Annotated in this window: 6 protein-coding genes and 1 tRNA gene; 6 read left to right on the top strand and 1 reads right to left on the bottom strand. The window is 65.7% G+C overall.

Annotation, left to right across the window (positions count from 1 at the left end):
• Window position 1 precedes the first annotated feature (1 nt).
• The 4 genes from U4960_RS10405 to rpmE all read left to right on the top strand — a co-directional run bounded on the left by U4960_RS10405 (window position 2) and on the right by rpmE (window position 17657).
• Window positions 2-14821: a beta strand repeat-containing protein gene (locus U4960_RS10405; protein WP_324260567.1), complete on the top strand. Its 14820-nt coding sequence runs from the start codon at window positions 2-4 to the stop codon at window positions 14819-14821.
• Window positions 14822-14879: 58 nt separating this feature from the next.
• The gene (cysS, locus tag U4960_RS10400) at window positions 14880-16397 is read left to right on the top strand and encodes a cysteine--tRNA ligase (RefSeq protein ID WP_324260566.1); all 1518 of its coding nucleotides are present in this window, start codon (window positions 14880-14882) and stop codon (window positions 16395-16397) included.
• Window positions 16394-17332, top strand: coding sequence for a D-2-hydroxyacid dehydrogenase (locus tag U4960_RS10395; RefSeq protein ID WP_324260565.1), 939 nt, complete (start codon window positions 16394-16396; stop codon window positions 17330-17332). The genes cysS and U4960_RS10395 overlap by 4 nt, the downstream gene beginning before the upstream one ends.
• A 97-nt stretch (window positions 17333-17429) precedes the next feature.
• Entirely contained in the window at window positions 17430-17657 is a 228-nt protein-coding gene (rpmE, locus tag U4960_RS10390; protein ID WP_324260564.1) for a 50S ribosomal protein L31, read from the top strand.
• A 67-nt stretch (window positions 17658-17724) separates the two neighbouring features.
• On the opposite strand, the gene U4960_RS10385 is transcribed toward rpmE, so the two are convergent.
• Complete coding sequence (locus U4960_RS10385; RefSeq protein ID WP_324260563.1) at window positions 17725-18042, bottom strand: TraR/DksA family transcriptional regulator; 318 nt, start codon at window positions 18040-18042, stop codon at window positions 17725-17727.
• A 310-nt stretch (window positions 18043-18352) separates the two neighbouring features.
• Here U4960_RS10385 and U4960_RS10380 point away from each other — a divergent pair.
• Window positions 18353-18429: transfer RNA gene (locus U4960_RS10380), tRNA-His, on the top strand.
• A gap of 41 nt (window positions 18430-18470) precedes the next feature.
• The gene (locus U4960_RS10375; protein WP_324260562.1) at window positions 18471-19532 is read left to right on the top strand and encodes a Leu/Phe/Val dehydrogenase; all 1062 of its coding nucleotides are present in this window, start codon (window positions 18471-18473) and stop codon (window positions 19530-19532) included.
• Window positions 19533-19554 lie beyond the last annotated feature (22 nt).

Genomic DNA, 19554 nt, shown 5'->3' with positions numbered 1-19554 from the left:
GATGAAGCATTCCCCCGGACGCCCGCCCCAGATTTCGCCTTCCGCCCTTCGCCGCACACGCCTTCAGCGGCGGACGGGGCTGCTGGGCAGTGCCTCGGTTGTCGCTGCGGCCGTGGCCATGCTGCTCAACCCCCCGTCGGCCCAGGCGCAGGTCGCACCGGGAGTGAAAGCGTTCAAGGCCGATCCGGTCGCCGTTACCGGCACGGTCAACATCAGCCGGAGCGCGACCAGCGATGTCGTGCAGGTAAATTCACCTCAGGCGATCATCACCTGGCGGCCGGATGATATCGCCACAAGCACGAACGTGATCGATATCCTGCCGGCAGGGAACATCCTCGGGTTTACGGGGGATGGCACTTATACAGTGCTCAACCGGATCATCCCGGACGATCCGAGCCGCGCGATCCAGTTCAACGGCGGTGTCGTCAGCCTCGTGGGGGGCGCGGTCGGGGGCAACGTCTGGTTCTACAGCCCCGGGGGGATCATTGCCGGGCCGACTTCCGTGTTTGCCGTGGGCGGGCTGGTGCTCACCTCAAGCAACCTGACCGGCATCGGTGGTGCCGGGACAGGGATGGACTTCCTGGGCGTGAGCCAGCCCGGGAGCGGGGTAACCGTGCTTCCGGGGGCGCAGCTTCTTGCCACCAACTATATGGTCATGTGGGCCCCGCGGGTGGTGCAGGGTGGAACGGTCATCTCCGGCGGCAACGTGTCGTACGTGGGCGCCGAAAGCGGCACGCTGACGGTGACCGGCGGCCTGTTCGACATGGTGATCGATGTCGGCACCGATGATCCTAACGGCGTCGTCCATACCGGGACCACCACCGGTGCCACGCCCGCTGACAACCCAAGCCGGGCATTCACGCTGGCCACCGTCGCCAAGAATGACTTCGTCAACCTGCTGGTCGGGGGTAATGTCGGCTACGCCGATGCCTCGGTCGCCACTGCCGGCAACGGGATCATCGTCCTGAGCGCGGGCGATGGGGCGCTGGCCCGTTCCGGCAATATCACACTGGGTCCGGCGACACTCAATTCCTCGACTATCGCACAGGCCAGCGGTGACCTGATCATCGATCTTGACGGTATCGGCAACAACCTGACCATTGGCAGTGCCACGAACGGGGCCGACTTCATCGGTCTGGCCGGGGACGAGCTGACCATCCGGGCCACTTCAGGTGCTTCGGTTCTCGCGTTCGACAATTTCACTGCCCAGGCCGCTGTCCCGGGGCAGGGCGGCACCCTTTCGGTAATTGTCGATGATGCGGGCAGGAACGACGACGCAAGCTTGTCCGGTCTGATCGTTGGCGGGAACCTGTTTCTTTCGGCATTCGGCAACGGGGTGGACAATATCCCGGTGAGTCCGATCGGCGTTTCCGTGGGCCCGACGTTCGGCGGCGACGGCATCGGTGGCTCGATCAACATCGATGTCTCGCAGGGTGGCGAACTGCTGGTCAACGGGAACACCACGCTGACAGCCGGGGCTACCGCGGGTTTTGGCAGCCTGCGGTCCGGCACCGCGACGGGCGGTGGTATCAATATCGGCCTGTCGGGCAACAACAGCCGGATCAACCTTGGTGACATGCTGATCGATGTGTCCGGGAACCGGTCTGCCCCGGGCCCGGTGACGTCCGGCACCACGGTGACCGGTGGTACGGTCGATCTCACCCTGGCCTCCGGCGCGCTGACCTTCGGCAATTTGATTCTGAGAGCCGACGCCGATGCAGACGATTCCCTCGCTGCCACGGGGCGGGCAAACGGCGCGCAAGGCGGGACGGTCACGGTCAACAATAGCGCACGCCTGAGTGGCAACGGGCTGTCGATCAGTGCGATCGGGCTGGGCGGTGGTGGTGGTGCGGCACTGGCGACAAGCGACGCCGGTGGTGGCGGTATCGGGGGGACTGTGTCGATCAGCAATCTGGCTGGCGGCTCCCTCGATCTGGCGACGCTCAGTGTCGACGTCTCCGGTTCCGGCGGGGCAGGTGGCAACGGTTCTGATCTGGTGGCGGGCGGAGGCGGAGGCATAGGCACGGGCGGTTCGATCAGCATCGCCAACCGCGGTACGCTTACCGGCAACCCCGTGCTTGCCCTGGCGGCCGCCGGAACCGGCGGCGACGGCGGGACGGGCGGTGCGACCCCCAATGATTTTGACCCTGCGGCCAATGGCGGCGCCGGTGGCGCAGGGGTTGGCGGCAGTGTCAATCTTGTAGCCGATGGCGCAGCGACATCTGTGAGCCTTGCCAGCGCCGTTCTTGCAACCGGCACTGGCGGGACCGGTGGCGTCGGGGGTGCAGCCCCCTTCTTCGCCCCCGGCAATGGAGGGTCTGGCGGCAATGCCCAGGGTGGCGCAATCACCGTTGCCGCCTTGAACGCAGGGTCGCTGGGCATCACTGACCTTACCGGAACGGTGCGCCTTGACGCCGGTGGGCGCGGGGGCGTCGGCGGTGACGGGGGGGGCGGGCCAAGTGTGTTCGGCGCGCCCGGCGGCAACGGCGCCTCCTCTGGCGGAACAGCCAGCCTGCTCGCGTCCGGCGGCGCCCTCAATATCTTCGGCAACCTCGTCGCGTACGTCAATGCGGCCGGCCATGCCGATTTGAGAGGCGGAGCCACTGGCGCAGATGCGACCGGAGGCACGGCATTGGTCGATGTCGCCAGCGCCGGAGCTCTCACAATCACGGGCGGTCTGTGGATTGATGCCAGCGCAAAGGCGGCGATCGGTGAGCTCAATGCCGGCGCCGGACGCGGCGGCACGGTCGATCTCCTGATGAGCGGAACCGGGTCGAGCTTCGACATCGAGGGCCAGTTCCCCATTGCCGGGTTCCCGGTGGGGCCGCGCCAGCGGAGCCTGTTTGTTGATGCGAGAGCCTATGAGCCCCAGTCCGGCAACCCGCTGCTCCAGACGCTGACAGGGGGTGACACCTTTGGCGGCGAGATCAACCTCGCCTTTACGGGCGGTTCGTCGACGATTGCCAGCCAGTCGCAGTTGCTGGCGGGCGCGGGCAGGGACAATCCGGCCAGCGCCGGCCCACCGTCACCGAACCTGTTTCCCGGGGATGCCACCGCCACTGGCGGCTCGATTACCGTCACTCTGGCGAACAGCACCCACCAGTGGGGCTCCTTCGACGCCACCCTGGAAACGTACGCGCCTGGCGGCGACGCGACCGATGGCACGATCCGGGTCATGTTGGACAATGCCACGCTGGACGCCGGTGCGGGTTTCTCGTTTTCCACAACCGTTGTCGGGGCGACAACCAACAGCCTGTCCGATGCTATCGTCATTGACCTCATCAACGGTTCAAGCCTGACGGCAGGTTTCACCGCGCTCTATGCTGAATACCTGCACGGGCCATCGGCCACGCCCGTGACGACCGGCAACGTGCGGGTGGGACTGGACAGCTCCTCGATCACGTCGGACATTTTCTTTACCAGCATCGTGCCCAACAGCACCGGCGGCCCCGTGACCGGTGGCAGCATCGGCCTGCTTGCGCGCAACGGGTCGGCTATTGATGGCAACCTGACCATGGATACCTTTGCCGGTGGCGGGTTTGCCCTGGCAGGCGGCTCTTCCCGGTCGGGCGATCTGACCTATCTGCTCGATGGCTCAACCCATACTGGCAACATAGGACTGTTTGCGTTCGGCGAAGCGGTCGGCGGTGACGGGGCGGGAGGAGCGGCCGGACTTGCGCTTGGCGGCAATCAGAGCATCTCGATACTGAACGGATCAAGCTTTGCGGGCGACATTGCTCTGTCGTCCTTCCTCGGCAGTTTCTACAATACTGAACCGACTGGCCCGCTCGGCAGTGTCCGGGGCGGGAGCATCGCGCTGCGGATCGAAAACAGCACGGTCGATATCCCGGTCTTTGACGTTAGCTACGAAGCTTCCACGGACACTGCGGCATTCGGCTTTGCCGGGGCGGATGTGACAGCACCCGATTTCAGTCTGACCGTTATCGGCTCTCAGGTCGATGTCGGTGACGCCAGCATTGTGCTCGATGCCCGGGGCGGGGAGGGCGGCGCTGGTGCGGCAGGCGGGTCCGGACTGGCCGGAGACATCCGGATCACGTCCGACGCGGCTTCGGGCCTGACCATCAACGATGCGTTCTTCACGTCGATTGGCACCGGGGGAATCGGTGGGAACGGTGCGTCCAGCGGCAGCGGCGGTCCCGGCGGCGATGGCACTGGCGGCACCATCGAGCTTGTTGCCCGGGGCGATCTGACGCTCAACAGCCTGATTGCCCGTGCGCGCGGGATTGGCGGGATTGGAGGCACAGGTGCTTCGGGTGGTCAAGGCGGCTCCGGCGGGGTTGGCACAGGCGGCACTGCCGCGCTCGACGTTGCCGACGGGCCGACGATCACGCTTGCGCTGGGCAATCTTGCCCTTGATGCGGACGCAACCGGAGGCAGCGGCGGGATCGGCGGATCCGGTGATTCGGTAACGCCCGGCGGTCTGGGCGGCACTGGCGGTGCGGCGATTGGTGGCACTTCGCGTTTCCGGATCAGTGGCGAGGGAGCCATGCTGACACTGGATCCGTCGCTGGTCACCGCCAGCGCGATCGCTACAGGCGGGGCTGGCGGGATTGGCGGGGGTAACGATATTGGCGGCCCGGTAGGGAACGGCGGCACCGGCGGCGACGCCACGGGCGGCACCCTTGCTCTGGAAGCCGGCAGCGGGGCAACGCTGACGCTGGAGGGCATTTCCGGAAGCACCTTCATCCTTGCCGTGGGCGCGACCGGGGGCGCCGGCGGCCAGGGCGGCAGCGTGGACATGGTCAGCGGCGGCAGCCCCGGTGCGGGCGGCAACGGGGGCCGTGGCACCGGCGGTTCACCGACCTTGCGAGCGGTGGGCGGAACCATTGTCGCACCGGACCTCCGGATCCTGGCAACTGGCACAGGTGGTGCCGGCGGCCTGGGCGGAGACGAGGGAACAGGCGTCTTCGGTGCGAGCGGAAATGGCGGCCTCGGCACTGGTGGAACCCCCTTGCTCGAAACGCTTGATGGCAGTCCCGGAGTTCTTTCGCTGGGAACGGTCGTGATCGATGCAAGCGGCATTGGCGGTGGCGGCACCGTCGCCGGGTCCACGGCTGGGGGCCGGATCACTATCACCGATGCCTCGGCAGATCCCGCCGGGCTCATTACCATGGGGTCACTTGCCGTGACCGCCGGCGGACCCGGCACGGCTCCCGGCACGCCGTCCCTCACGATTGCGGGTGGCAGCGGGCCCATTACCGTTACGGGGGCCGTCGATGCCAATGTGGCGGGGGACATTGCGTTTCAGTTCACCGCCAGCGGCCAGTTCGCGGTCGGTGGCGACACGATCCTTCAGGCGGGCGGCGATATCGACGTCACCCACACGGGCAATGTGGGCAACCTTGCGTCGCTCGACCTCGGCGGTACGCTGACTGCCACTGCAGGCGGCGATTTCAGCGCCGGACCCGGCGCATTGATCGGCGCGGGCCCCGATGTCGTCATCACGGCGCAGAACATTGCCTTTACCGCGATCAGGTCCAGCCGCGATGTGGTGCTCAATGCCATTGCGGGCGACATCACCGGTGGGGGTGATGCCGACATTGTGGCGACGCGCACCATCGACCTCGACGCAGTCGGTGCGATCTCCACCGGTAATCTGACGACCACCACCGGCACCATCGATGCTGCGGCAGGCGGCTCGATCGGCCTGGGCCTGGCCCGCTCCGGTCTCGATGTGTTGCTCGATGCTGGCGGACGCCTTGACGCTGCGGGCATCGACGGGCGGATCATAACCGCCGACGCCACGGCCATGGAAATCGGTGCAGTCGGAGCCACCGCGCAGACCACGCTGACAACTTCGGCTGGCGATCTCATTGTCGGCATCATGGCAACCACCGGTGCCGTCAGCCTGACCAGTGCTGCTGCCATCTCGCTGACAACGGTCAACAGCCTCGCCTTTACCGCAAATGCGGGCGGCGACTTTACCGTTGGCCAACTGACCACGACCGGGGCCTCGTCGGATGTAACAGTGGAGGCGGCCGGCGATATCGGCTTCACCGGCATAGACAGCGCCCGACTGGTCAGCCTGACCGGCGGGTCGATCACTGGCGGATCGATTCTCGCAGGTTCGAACATCAATGTGACGGCCGGTTCGATCCTGCTTGGTCGAGTCACTTCGTCAGCCGGATTTATTGACCTTGAATCAACCAGCGGCGATCTGACTGCTGAAGAGCTTGTTGCGTCCCTGTCAGGGATCACGGTGAACAGCGCCGGTGCTGTGGCAACAGGTGCAGTCACCGCTGCTGGAAATGTGAATCTCACGTCCGGCACCAATATGGCGCTGGGCGATCTGTCAGCCGGGGCGGCCTTTGCTCTCACGGCAGGCGGCGACCTGACGGCGCTCGACCTGGTCGCCGGTACATTCACTCAGGCGGCCAGCCTGTCGGTTGGCGGCGATGCCACCATCACCTCGCTCACCAGCAACAACATTACCGATATCACTGTCGGCGGTGCGTTTGCCGCCGACGCGCTCCTGTCACGAGGCCGGATACTGGCTGAGGCGGGGTCGATGGAGATCGGTACGCTGGAACAGACCGGGACGGGGGCCAATTCCACCCTGATCTCGACGACTGGCTCGATTGCAGTCGGCACGGTCGATTCCGCGCTCGGGTTCGCGGTCACGTCAGCCGATGCCCTTTCGCTGGGTGGCGTAAGCGCAGTCGGCCGGGTGGACCTCGTTTCCGCCGGTGACATGCTGCTGGCCGATCTCTCGGCCGGGGCCGTGCTGACGATACAGGCGGGCGGCAACCTGGCCGCCGGCGCCCTGGCTTCGGGTACGACCAACCAGACTGTGATTGTCGATGTTGCGGGTGATGCCGATATTGCGTCGCTGCTGAGCAGTAATGGCCTTGACCTGGATGTGGGTGGCGCCCTGACCGGCGGCGCCTTCCAGGGGGCAGCGCCGACCATCGATGCCGCATCGATCGAGATCGACAGCTTCACCTCCACCTTCCTTGACGCCACTGCCGTCGCCACAACCGGCGACGCCTTGATCGGCGAGGCTTCGGCAGCCTTGAGTGTGCGGGTGACAGCCCTTGGTGGTGACGCGGTAGTCGGATCGTCCGATTCCGGCCTCGACACCACCATCACTGCCCGGTCAGTGCGCCTTGACTCAGGATCGGTCGGACGCGCGCTGCGTCTTAATGCAATCGCAGGCGATATCGCCGGGACCGGCACCGTAACGGTCGCCACCTCGATCGATCTCGACGCTACCGGCAGTATCGGGTTCGGCACGCTGGCTGCACAAGGCGGCGGGTTCACGGCCGATGCCGGGGGCGGGATTACGTTCGATGCGGCCAGTGCGACTGGCGCGCTTACCTTTGTCGCAGGCAGCGCAGTGTCGGGCGGCAACCTGTCCTCGCCCGGCGCGGTTTTCGTAACCGGAACCCGGATTGTGCTGGGCGATGTGATCGCGGGCGCCGTCACTCTGACCAGCGGGAGCGACATCCTTTTCGACCTGATCCGCGCGACCAGCCCGGTCACACTCACCGCCAGCAGCGGCCTGATCAGCGCGCACGTCGGCACAGGCGATATCGAGAGTGACGGCAGCGTTACATTGCTGGCGCAGAGCATTGCCGTCGGTGATGTGACCTCGGGCGGTTCGATTGGCGCCACGACCACGGTTGGTGATGCAGCCTTTGGCGCGCTCGATGCCGCAAATGCGATCACGATTGCTGCGGCCGGGACGCCGTCGTTTGCCAGCCTGACAAGCGGCACCGATACCAGCATTACAGGGGCCGGGGTGACACTCGGAGCGGCGGATGTGGGCGGTAACCTGTCAGTCACTGCAACGGCAGGCGATATCGCTTTGGTCCTCGACGGGGCGGGGCAGATCCGGGTTGGCGGCAACACCAGCCTCGATGCCAGTGGTGACATCCTGCTGAGCCATAGCGGCAACACGGGCGGGCTCGTCTCTCTCGGCAGCACCGGCAACGTGCTGGCGCAGGCAGGCGGCGCGATCACAGCGGCCGCGGGGACAATCCTGTCCGGTAACGAAGTCGTCCTGCTCGCCGGCGGCGCGGTCGATCTGGCCGATGTCAGAGCGATACCGGCGCTGGTGATCGCCGCCGGGGGCGATGTGACGCTGGGCAATGCCCGGGTGACCGGCCCGCAGGGGGCGAGCAACGCTTCCGGCATCCGGATCGATGCCGGGCTCGACCCTTTTGGCGGCTCGGCCTACGATAATCTGGCCGATGTGCTGATTACCGGCACGGTCGATTCCTATGCCTCGATCGCAGTCAACGCCGGTGGCAGCGCACGGTTCGCCACCGGGTCGCAGGCACTGACTGGTGACGCGATTGTTGTTCGAACGGGTGATGATATCATCATCGACACCGGCGCTTTGCTGCAATCTGCCCGCGATGCAGCACTCGCGATTGATCCGGCGAACCCCTTTGACGGGGCCGGTTCGATTGATCTCCACGCTGGCGGGCTGACCAACCTGTTCAGCACCCCGGCCACCCCGATCGCGTCGCTGGTGGTGGACGGCAGGCTGGACGGCGGACGTGGTGCGGTGATCGCCCGCGCCGCTGCAATCGACGGGCTTGACGGTAGTTTCGCCGCCAGCTCGCTCTCGTTCGATATCGACAATGCCCCGGCTTCCGGCGTTGCCGGTTCGGACGACAACGGGCTGCTGACCGCGCCCTGCCTCGAAGGCAACATCTGCCTTGGCAGTATCGCTGCGGACAACGTGATCGACATCGGACAGGCCAGCGCGAACGATGTCATTGCCCTGACTATCGAGCAGGGCACGGTCAATGCGCGCGCAATCCGCATCACCACCCGCAACGACATCGTCATGGGCAGCAACGGCATTGCGACCACGCTTGATGCCAGCGAACTGTTCAGCGCCGTCAGCCGCACGGGTGATGTCGATCTGCGGGACGCCGGGATTGCCAGCAGCCAGATCGTGATCGAGGCTGCCGGCAGCCTGCTCGGCAGTGCTTCACTCACCAGCACCGGCGATATCGGAATCACGGTCGGTCAGGATGTCATCGCGACCGAGATTTCTGCAGGAGGCGAGCTGACCAGTGCTGCCGGGGTCGGCGGCGCGCTTGAGGGCCTGTTCGAAACTCCCGGTGATTTCCTGGTCGGGCAGGTCCGCGCCGGGTCGGGCGGGATCGACTATCGCGCGGGCGGAGACATCGTCCTCGGCGCATTCTCCGCACCGGGTGGACTCGCTGCGTTCACGGCTGGCGGTCTGGCGCAGCTCGATGCGGTCGACACCGGCGCGGACCTTCGGGTCGAAGGATCCCGGATCGTGCTGGGCGAGGTGCTGGCCAATTCCGTCAGCCTGCGGAGTGCAGGCGACATTCTGGTCGACCATGCCGAGACGGCGACGGACTTTACCGCCATCGCAGGCCTTTCGTTCACCACTTCGCTCAATTCGATCATCACCGGGGGCGACATCGTGATCGATGCGGGCGGTCCGGCTGCGCTGGGAAATTCGAGCGCCGGCGGCCTGATCGACGTCAGGGGCAGCCAGATCGACTTCGCCAGCCTGGTGGCAGGCACGACGATAGAGCTTTCGACCGTCGCGCCCGGCATCACTGCGGGCGGCACGGGCGATATTACGGGCGGGGCAGTGCAGGCGGGGGAAGGGGTGAGCAGCCTTGTCACAACGGCCGGGGACATCACCCTGTCCGGTGATGCGGGCGCAGACGGTGACCTGTTCCTCACAGCCAATGGCGGCGCGATCACTCTGGGCGGTCAGACTTCCGCGGGCGGTCTGCTGAGCCTTGCTGCGGGGACAACGATTGCTGCCGGCGATCTCGCCAGCGCGACGGGCGATGTGGTGGCAGATGCCGCGCGAGGCATTGCTGTTGCTGATATCACGGCTGCCAATGACGTCCGTTTGCTCGCTGTCGCGGGCGGGATGGGGTTCGGCAGTCTCACAGCTGGCCGCGATGCATCGGTCTCGGCGGCAGGTGAGGTTACGGGCTTCTCGTTCGACGCCGGGCGCGATGGCGATCTCCAGGCGGACCGGGACGGCAGCGGCGCGGGCGATCTGGTGCTGACTGGCCTCGCCAGCGCCGTCCGCAACCTCAACCTGCTGGGCGCCAATGTGACACTGGCAGACGTGGAGGTCACCGGCGTAACGCCTGCTCCAGCGGGCCGTCTGTCAGGCTTTGTCACCGTCAATTCAACCAGTGGCTCTGTGCAGATCGGCGATGTCACCGCACCGGGGATGACGATCGTTTCGGAAGGCGGCAATCTGGTCGCCGGGACACTCACCGCCTTCGATCCGGTGCTGGCTTTCGGCCTGCCGACGGTCATCGATCTCAGCGCCTTTGGCGGCGATATAACGGTCGGCGCGCTCGCCACTGTTGGTGACGTGACCATCTTCAACGCGGGCGGCGGGGTGACGCGGGTGCTTGGCACGACCAGCGCGGGCAATGACGTGGTCTTCAGCGGCTCGGGCGATTTCCTGTTCGATGGCGCAATCACTGCCGGCCGCGACCTGACCGGGCTGGCCGATGACCCGGTGGCAGGCAGCGTGATGTTTGGCGCTGGCATCACTGCCGGACGCAATGTGAGGGTTGCAGCCGCCGATGGCACCATCACCCTGCTGCCCGGGTCGGGCGGCCCAAGCCTGGCCGGAGGCAACCTTGCCTTTTCTGCCCGGGAGATCGGCCTCAGCGCACTCGAGATCGGCGGCAACCTGGGCTTGACGGCGAGCGCCGGCAGCATCGATGCAACCGAAGTAGCCAGAGTAGGCGGCGCAATTGCGTTTGCGGCGAGCGATCACGTGACGTTTGGCGCGTTGTCAGCGGCAGGAGGCGGCTTCGCGGTCAATGCCGGAGGGACCATCGCCTTCGACGCTGCCGAAAGCAGCGACAGCATCACGATGGCGGCAGGCGGCAGCATCGCGGGCGGCGATCTTGAAGCGCCTGGCGAGGTTACGCTGGAGGCAGCCAGCATTGCGATCGGTAACGGCAAGGCAGGCGCCTTCGCCTTTGCCAGCGGCAGCGACATCGTGTTCGACAGGCTCCAATCCGGCGGCGCGATCAATCTTGCCGCAAGTGCCGGCACCATTGCAGCCAACACCGGCGCGGGCGACATTGTGAGTGGTGCCGATGTGACCTTGCTCGCGCAGGCCATTGCGTTGGGCGACGTGACGTCGGACGGTTCGATTAATGCCACGGCGACGCTCGCGGATGCGGCATTCGGCGCTCTCGATGCAGTCAGCGCGATCGCGATTACCGCAGCCGGAACGGCAACGACGGCCAGCCTTGCCAGCGGCGGGAGCACCACAATGTCTGGCGGTTCGGTGTCGCTGGCCAACGGTTCGGTCGGCGGCAATCTCGGCCTGCGGGCGACGGCGGGCGATATCGCCGCGACCGGTGCAATCACGGTTGGCGGCGCCATCGATCTTGAGGCCGCCGGAAATATCGGGCTCGGCACGATCGCCGCGCAGGGCGGGGCGTTTACCGTGGATGCCGGAGGCGGGCTCACCTTCGACCAGGCCACCGCAAGCGGAGCGCTTGCCTTTGTGGCAGCTGGTGAAGTTGCCGGTGGAAACCTGTCCTCGCCCGGTTCGGTCTCTGTGACCGGCAGCCGGGTGCTGCTGGGCGATGTGCTTGCGGGCACCGTCAATCTGAGCAGCGGGAGCGACATCCTGTTCAACCTGATCCGCTCGAATGACGCGGTTTCGCTAACGGCCAGCAATGGCCGGATCGGTGCCAATACCGGTGCGGGTGACATTGTGACTGATGCCGATGTAAGCTTGGTGGCGCAGTCCATCGCCCTCGGGCTGGTCGATGCAGCAGGTTCAGTCACGGCGGAAACCACGGCGGGCGACATGAGCTTTGCCAGGCTGGAAGTGGGCAGCAATATTGCTCTCGACAGTGCGGGCGGGATCGATGTCAGCCTTGCCGAAGCAGGCGGAAACTTCACCGCGGCGGCGGCGGCAGCCTTCGTCACCGGACCCGACTCCATCATCACCGGCGGCGATATCGTGATCAATGCGGGCGGACCGGTCACGCTGGGCAATTCCAGTGCTGGCGGGCTGATCGCCGTAACCGGCAGCCAGATCGACTTCGCCGCGCTGGTGGCGGGCGAGATCGTAACCCTGCTGACGGAATCCTCCAGCCAGACGGCCTTCGGCAATGGCAATGTGACCGGCGACAGCCTGACCGCAGGGGCGGGCGCAAGTTCGATCGCCTCCACCTTCGGTTCGGTCACGATCGCGGGAGATACGACCGTCGGTGGCGGTCTGTCGGTCGTCGCCGATGCCGACATTGCCTTGGGTACCGTCAATGTCCTGGGCGGCAATCTCCTTGCCAGCGCGGGCGGTGACATTTCGATCGGGACCGGTTCGGCCAGTGGCGACGCGAGCCTGAACGCCGGCCAGTCGATCAGCCTTGCAGGCGACCTCGATGCCGGTGGAACGGTGGCGCTGCGGGCGCAGACGGGCGCAATTGCCGCGCGCGACCTGGTCGCTGGCGCCGGAGTCTCGGCCATTTCGGCGGCTGACATGGCCCTGCGCGATGTGATCCTGTCGGGCGGCGGCGCAAGCCTGGTTTCCGGCGGTGATATCGCGGTGCGGAACGTGTCCGGGGCCGATGGTGCCGGTGTGTCAGTCACGGCCGACGGCAGTGTGGACTTCGCCGGTATCGACAGTGCAGGACCGGTTTCGCTGCTGGCCGAGACTGGCGAGATTGTCGGCGGCAACATTGCCTCGGGTGCCGGCGTGACGGTGGACGGCGAGGCCGTCACCCTCGCCTTGATTGCCGCTGCAGGCGAGGTGTCCGGAATCGCCGGGAGCGGTGCGTTCTCGGCCGGCGGCATAACCTCGACCGGCGGCGCGATCGACCTGCAGGGTGCAACAGCGGTGACGGCGGACTCGCTTGCTGCTGCGACCGATCTGGCGGTTACTGGCGGCGCGATCGACCTCGGCACCGGAACCGCAGGCGGGTCTGTCACGCTTGCGAGCGGCCTCGGCGACGGGATTGTCAGCGGCGCATTGGTGGCCGGGAACGCCATCGCGATCGATGCCGGAACCGGCGGGTTCAGCGGGACCACGCTGGTCGCGGATGGCGCGCTGACCGTCGCTTCCGCAGCCGGGATAGCCTTCGACAGCGTTGCAGCTGGCGCGTCGGTCGGGCTTTCCTCCAGCGGTGCTGGAGATATCGCCGCCACAACCATCACAGCGGGTGCAGACGTCACTATCGCAACCGACGGCAGCTTCATGGCTGACAGCGTGACGGCGAGCCAGTCCGGCACCGGAGTGGTCGACATCGCCGCGGTTACCGGCATCACCCTGAATACGCTGGTCGGCAATACCGCGCTGCTCGCGGCGTCTGGCGGTGCGGTTCGGGTCAATGTCGATATCGACATGAGCGGGCTCGTCGACGCTTCCGGCCAGAGTGTGTTCTTGCGGTCCACTGGCAACCTGGCGGCGCTTGCCAATGCATCCTCTGGCGACATCGATATCGAGACTTCGGGCGATCTCGACATGAGCGGTGCTCAAGCTGTTGCCGGGGATGTGCGGCTGGTCAGCAGCGGCGGGAACGCCACGTTGGCCAATGTCCGCGCCCGGGAATCCAGCCCCGGGACCGGCGGCAACGTGCTGATCGAAGCAGGCGAAAATCTGGCAGTCTCCGGTGAGGTTGACGCGGCGGCCGATCTCACGATGCGTGCTGGCGAGCGGGCGGATCTTCGGGCCGCAGCGGTCGGACGTGACATCGTTCTGCAGGCAGCCGATCTGGCGATCAGTTCAGCCGGGTCGCTGGGCAGCCTCGATGCGACGGAGACAATCGACATATCCGGCGGCGGCATCGCGCGGATAGGCGGAGAGGCGGGCAGCGCCAGCGGGTTCACCATCGACAACGACGAGTTCTCCCGGATCGCTGCCAGCCAGAGCATCGCCATCAGCGCCAGCACCGCGATCATGCTCGACGATCTCGACATCCGGGTCGCATCGGGCACCAGCGCGAACGGCAATCTGCGCGGCGAAGGACGGGTGGATTTCCGTGCCGCCGAAGGGATCGAGGTGGTCGGCGAAGTGGTGATGACCGGGGCCACGGCCGACAATGCACTCGGGCTTGAAACGGGTGGCAACGTTTTCCTCAATGCCGCTACCGGCCTGCTGGAAGTGAATGACGGCTCGGGCACTTTCCTCGGCGCCATCGCGGTGGTGGCGTCGAACTTCTACGCTCTGACTGAACAGGCCCTGGCGGACGTGGAGGGGGCGTCTGGCATCGCCGCGATCAATGATCGGCTGGCGCGAAATGACGGGATCGACAATCCCGATGGCGTCATCCGCACCGGTACGCTCGACATCACTACGGTCAGCAGCGAGGTCTTCATCCAGAACACCGCCCCGGGCAGGCGCTTTGGCGAGCGGCGCGGATTTACCGTCGATGTGTTGCTGATTTCCGATCCGTCCGGCACCAACCAGCCGATCGTAATCAACGGGATCATCGCCGGGGTGACCGGAGTGAATGCGGTGCCACTGGCCCAGATCAGCAGTGCCTTCGATCCGGGCGCGACCATCAACGGATGCCTGATTGCCAACCCGGCCGGATGCATCGAAATCCCCGAATTCCTGGGCGAAGGGTCGTTCCCCGTGCAGGATCTGATCGAGGAGCAACTGGCCGAGAACACCACCAACCCCGACGAAACCATCGGGGGGGGATTGCTCGACACTCCGCTGTTCGAACTGCGCGAGGCGGCAGATGGCCGGAACGATCCGCTCATCGACGATCCGGTCACCGGGGCTGGTAACGAGGATCTGTGGGTCGGTGAATGCGAAGGCGAAGCGGCGGAATCCGCCCTGTGCGCGGAGCCAGCAGAGTGAGCGCGGCGAGCGGGAACGCTTGACCTCGCTCGCCCTGTGCGGGCAGAGCGCACCGGCCATGACCGAGACCCCTCTCAAGCTGTTCAACAGCCTGACCCGCCAGATCGAGCCGCTCGAGCCCGTCCACCCCGGCGAGGCACGGGTCTACACCTGCGGGCCGACGGTCTACAACTACCCGCACATCGGCAACATGCGCGCCTATGTTTTTGCCGATGTGCTGGGGCGCGCGCTGTCATGGAAGGGGTATAAGCTCACCCACGTGATCAACATCACCGATGTCGGCCACCTGACGGACGATGCCGATGCGGGCGAGGACAAGATGGAGAAGATGGCTGCGGAGAAAGCGCAGTCTATCTGGGGCATCGCCGAGCATTACAAGCAGGCCTATTGGGCCGACGTGCGGGCGCTGAATATCCGCCAGCCGGCGCAGTGGACGGTGGCCACCGATTACGTCGAGCAGATGATCGAATTTGCCAAGGGGATAGCGGACAAGCACTGCTACGAGTTGGAGAGCGGGCTCTATTTCGATGTGTCCACCGTGGCCGATTACGGGCGTTTGGCGCGTGCTGTTACCGAAGACGGAGAGGGCCGGATCGAGAGCGTGGAGGGCAAGCGCAACGCCGCCGACTTCGCCATCTGGCGCAGGACCCCCGCGGGCGAGACGCGGCAGATGGAGTGGGACTCGCCGTGGGGCAAGGGCGCGCCCGGCTGGCATCTGGAGTGCTCGGTGATGAGCGGAGAGGTGCTCGGCTTCCCGTTCGATATCCACACCGGCGGCATCGACCACCGCGAAATCCACCACCCGAACGAGATCGCGCAGAACCAGGCGCATTGCTGCACCAACGGGCTGGACCGGGCTGAAAACAGCGGCGCCCGCATCTGGATGCACAACAATTTCCTGGTCGAGCGCAGCGGCAAGATGAGCAAGAGCGCGGGCGAATTCCTGCGGCTGCAACTGCTGATCGACAAGGGTTACCACCCGCTCGCCTACCGCCTGATGTGCCTCCAAGCGCATTACCGCAGTGAGCTGGAGTTCAGCTGGGAAGGGCTGGGCGCGGCGCTGACGCGGCTGAAGCGGATGGTAATGGCGGTAGAGGCGCTGAAAGCCCGTCATGCTGAACTTGCGGCGGCATCCACCGATCTAGATGCGCCGTTGGAGCAGAAAGCGGAATGGACCCTGAAACAGATTCAGGGTGGCGCCTGGGGCAAGCTGCAGCCGATGCTCGACAAGTTCGATGCTGCCATTGCCGACGATCTCAACACTGCCGTCGCGCTCACCGCGCTTGATGATGTGTTGGCGGCCAAGAAAGTTGATGTTGGTACGAAGGCTGATCTGGCCGCGGCGATGGCATCGGTCCTCGGCCTTGACCTCCTCAACCTCACCCGCGCGGACCTGCGTCTGCGACCGGTCACTGCAACCATCACCGAGGCTGAAATTGACGCGGCGCTTGCCCGCCGCACGGAGGCGCGCGCCGCCAGGGACTTCGCCGCGTCGGATGCGATCCGCGATGAACTGGCCGCGCAGGGCGTGGACGTGATGGATGGCGACCCGCTGGGTTGGGAGTGGAAACTATGACGATACTTGCGCTGTCCGGCCTGATCCGCCCGCTGCTTGAGCCGCGCCTGCCGCAGGGGCTCGACGTGCGCTGGTTCATGACGAAAGAAGACGCGCTGGAGATCGTGCCGGAGGCCGAGATCGGCTGGTTCGACATGCATGATCAGCAGGCCATGGCCGAAACCCTGCGGGCGGCGACAAATCTGAAATGGCTGAACTCGATCTATGCCGGGCTCGATTTCATGCCGATGGATGTGCTGATCGAACGCGGCATCACCGTCACCAACGGGGCTGGGATCAATGCGCTAACCATTGCCGAATATGTGGTGATGGGGATGCTGACCACGGCGAAGGGATACCGCGATGTTGTTCGCGCACAGGACCGGCGCGAATGGCTGCTCGACAGCCCCGGCAAACGCGAGCTGGCGGGCAGCAAGGCCCTGCTGCTCGGTTACGGAGCGATCGGACAGCTGATCAAGCCGCGGCTGGAGGCGTTCGAAGTCGAGGTAACGGTGGTTCGCCGGTCCGGCGGCGAAGGCGTCCTCACCCCCGATCAGTGGCGCGGCAAGCTGGGTGAGTTCGACTGGGTTATCCTGGCCGTGCCCGCGACCCCCGAAACCGACGGCATGATCGGCGCGACAGAACTCGCTTCGATGAAAAGCGATGCCGTGCTGGTCAATATCGCGCGCGGGGCGGTGGTGGACCAGCCGGCGCTGGTAGAGGCCCTGCAGGCGAAGCGCATCGGCGGGGCATTCCTTGATGTCACCACGCCTGAGCCTTTGCCGGCTGATCATCCGCTCTGGGCGCTCGACAACGCGCACATCACCATGCACCTGTCAGGCCGGGCGCAGGACAAGATGTTTCAGCGGTCCGCCCAGCGTTTCCTCGACAATCTGGAGCGGTATCTGCGCGGCGAACCGGTCGGGCCGGTATTCGACCCGACCAGAGGATACTAATCCTTGCCATTTGCCCCGGCTCTTTGTAGGGGCGCGCCTTTCCAAGATCACAGCGAGTCCGGTCGGAACCGGGCACCAGCTACGAAGGACAGACATCATGAAGGCCGAAGGTCACCCCGATTACCACATGATCACGGTCAAGATGACCGATGGCACCGAATACCAGACCCGGTCGACCTGGGGCAAGGAAGGCGATGTGATGTCGCTTGAAATCGACCCCCTCAGCCACCCGGCGTGGACCGGCGGCAAGCAGCAGATCCAGGAAGGTGGCCGCGTGGCAGCCTTCAACAAGCGGTTCGGCGGGCTCACCCTCAAGAAGGGGTGATCGGCCCCGGCCAGAGGACAGCAAGGGCGGCCCCGCAAGGGCCGCCCTTTTGTTTTGGGCCGAGCATTCAGGCGGCGTGTTCGATGCAGCGCGTTGCGATCGGGCGGGCCTTCAGACGTTCGTATCCGATCTCTTCCCCGCACACTGTGCAGAAGCCATATGTGCCTTGCGCAATGCGATGCAGGGCGGCCTGGACCTGCGCGATTTCCTGTTCCAGCACCAGTTCGACGCCCACTTGCGAGTCATCGTCCGCGATTTCGATGGCCTGGTCTTCAAGGTCACGGTCGAGGGGCTGGTGCATGTCATCCTCGATGTCCTCGACGCGCTCATTGAGATCGGCAAGGCGCGCTTTCAGGTCTTTCTCGAGTTCGCTGAAATCAGGCATCGCATTTCCTTTCCGGGGTTGAACAGCCTTACAACTAGCAGCAGCGCGCGCCGTTTCCTTGATGTGCGTCAAAATTACTCTGGCTGGAATTTTACGGATTCGCGCCTGACTGGCAACTCGCAAGCAGATGCCACTGGACGAGATCGCAAGAATATTGCGGGGCGTAACCTGCCCTGTGGTTTTTCGCTTCCCAAATGCGGTGCCTTGTGCAACAGGCCGCTCCCGCTGCTGCCACCCCTTGACCGGGGCGCGACGTGGCGTAACAGGCCCCTTCCTGCGGCCGGGCAACCGCCCATTGCAGGAGCATGTGGCGATCGTAGCTCAGCTGGTTAGAGCGCCGGTTTGTGGTACCGGAGGTCGCGGGTTCAAACCCCGTCGATCGCCCCATCATGCTCCTGCGGCGCCGCTCCGAGGACGGGGCTTTCATCATGACCGCTTTCTGGACCGAGCCGGACTATGACGATCACGAGCTGGTCCAGCTCGTGCGTGACCCGAAATCGGGCCTGACCGCGATTATCGCCCTTCATTCGACCCATCTCGGGCCCGGTGCGGGCGGTACGCGTTTCTGGCACTATGCCCAGCCGGGCGATGCCTTGCGCGATGCCCTGCGCCTCAGCCGCGGCATGAGCTACAAGAATGCCATGGCCGGCCTGCCTATGGGCGGCGGCAAGGCGGTGATCCTGGCGGATGCTGCGCGCAGCAAGACGCCGGAATTGCTGGCGGCCTTTGGTGACGCGGTCGATGCACTTGGCGGGCGGTACGTCACGGCTGAAGACGTGGGCATTTCCGAGGCGGACATGGTGGCGGTCTCGGCACGAACGGCGCATGTCTCCGGCTTGCCGGTCGCCGACGGGGCGGCAGGCGGCGATCCCGGCCCGTTCACCGCAATGGGCATTTTCCACGGTATCAAGGCGGCGGTTCGGCACAAGCTGGGCCGGGGCGACATGGCAGGCGTCCATGTGGCAGTGCAGGGCACCGGCAGCGTCGGTGGCGGGTTGGCCCGGCTGCTGGCGCGAGATGGCGCGCGGCTGACCCTGGCTGACATCAACCAGGACCGGGCTGCCGCACTGGCCGAGGAACTGGGCGGCGAAGCAGTCTCCAGCGACGCCATCATGAGTGTGGCCTGCGATGTGTTCAGCCCCAATGCCCTTGGCGCCATCCTTGATGATGAAGGCATTGCCCGGCTTGAGGCGCCGATCGTGGCGGGAGGCGCGAACAACCAGCTGGCCCGCGCGCATCACGGCGCGCAGCTGGCGGCCCGGGGCATCCTTTACGCACCCGATTATGTGATCAATGCGGGCGGGATTATCAGCGTCGCGCTCGAGTACCTGTGCCGCCGCGATGGCCAGCCCTGCGACATCAACGAGGTGCGCAAGCGGATCGCCCAGATCCCGGTACGGCTGGAGCAGATCTGGCAGGAAAGCGAGCAAACCGGTATCTCGCCTGACCTCGTGGCGGACCGGATGGCGCAAAAACTCATCGGCCGCTGATTCGCGCTCTTGCGGGACTGGC

Origin of the sequence: Altererythrobacter sp. H2 (assembly GCF_035319885.1) — a bacterium.
Taxonomy (GTDB): domain Bacteria; phylum Pseudomonadota; class Alphaproteobacteria; order Sphingomonadales; family Sphingomonadaceae; genus 34-65-8.
This window is presented reverse-complemented; position numbering and strand designations above follow the sequence as displayed.